This window comes from Marinicrinis sediminis (assembly GCF_042685085.1).
GTDB lineage: Bacteria > Bacillota > Bacilli > Paenibacillales > KCTC-33676 > Marinicrinis > Marinicrinis sediminis.
This window is the reverse complement of the sequence record NZ_JBHUMM010000003.1, coordinates 1-1,361: the sequence shown is the minus strand read 5'-3', so window position 1 is coordinate 1,361 and position 1,361 is coordinate 1. Positions and strand designations below refer to the sequence as shown.

The following is a 1,361-nucleotide window of genomic DNA, read 5'->3' as shown; positions in this document are numbered from 1 at the left end:
GTCTGTCAATAATTTTGTGTAAACTCATTTATAAGGAATCTCCCATAAGGGAGATTGACCTGATGATTCAGGGTAAATGCTGACCAATACGCTCTGGATAGAAAACGGATAGCTGGAGAAGGATTTGTCCCCAGTTCTGAACACGGCCTGTCCATTTTCGTGTGACATTCATGGTGATGAGATAAAGCATCTTTAGGAGAGCGTCATCTGTCGGGAAGATGCTCTTTCCCTTGGTCACCTTCCGTAATTGACGATGATAGCTTTCGATGATGTTGGTGGTGTAAATCAGCTTTCGAATCTCCGGTGGATACTTGAAGAAGGTGGCAAGCTCCTCCCAGTTGTTGCGCCAGGAGCGGAGGATGAGGGGATACTTGCTGCCCCAGGTTTCTTCAAACCGATCCAGTTCCATCAAAGCCATTTCTTCTGTCGCAGCTTTATAAATGGGCTTCAGATCCGCTGTGACCTTTTTCAAATCCTTGTAGGAAACATAACGGGTCGAATTGCGAATCTGGTGGATGATGCACTTTTGGATCTCTGTCTTTGGATAGCAGGCGGTGATGGCTTCTGAGAATCCAGTTAGATTATCCACACAAGTGATCAGAATATCCTGTACGCCTCGGTTCTTCAAATCATTCAGTACGCTCAGCCAAAACTTTGCCGATTCATTTTCGCCAATCCACATGCCTAGTACGTCCTTGATCCCATCGAGATCGATCCCGATGACCATGTAAGCTGCTTTGTTGATGATCGCGCCATCTTGCTTCACTTTAAAGTGAATGGCATCTAAATAGACCACTGCATAGATGCCCTGGAGTGGCCGGTTCTGCCATTCTTTCACTAGCGGCAGGATTTTGTTCGTGACGTTGGAAATGAAGGTGGGAGAGACTTCTACACCGTACAATTGCTGCAAATGATCCTGAATCTCGCGGGTGCTGACTCCTTTGGCATACAAGGCGATGATTTGATCTTCGATTCCAGATACATTCGACTGATGTTTCTTCACCACCATGGGATCAAATTCACTTTGACGATCCCGAGGGACTGCAATCTCCTGCTCGCCATATTCACTGGTGATCTTCTTTTTACTTTTACCATTGCGGCTGTTTGTGGTTTGTTTGCTCTTTGCATCATGTTTCTCATAGCCCAAATGCTCGTCCATTTCGGCTTCCAGCATCTCCTGTAAGGTTTCAGCAAACAACTCCTTCAGGGCGTTTTGTGCATCCTGAGCAGATACCAACTTATTTTCTTTGATGAATGCGCGAAGCTGCTCTTTCGTCCATAATCCCATGTGTAGATCCCAACCTTTCTCCTACCTCTATTTTAATAGATTTAGGAGTTTACACAATCTAGTTTACAGACTC

The 1,361-nt window shown here is 45.3% G+C and carries 1 protein-coding gene; it reads right to left on the bottom strand.

The annotated features are described in order from the left end of the window. Positions 1-67: 67 nt before the first annotated feature. A complete protein-coding gene (locus ACFSUC_RS02965) occupies positions 68-1,288 on the bottom strand; it encodes an IS256 family transposase (RefSeq protein ID WP_379927974.1) in 1,221 nt (406 codons plus the stop codon). Between the last annotated feature and the right edge of the window lie 73 nt (positions 1,289-1,361).

Bases quoted from the DNA above. Each gene is read 5' to 3' on its own strand.
- ACFSUC_RS02965 (WP_379927974.1), bottom strand. From the start codon at position 1,288: ATGGGATTATGGACGAAAGAGCAGCTTCGCGCATTCATCAAAGAAAAT.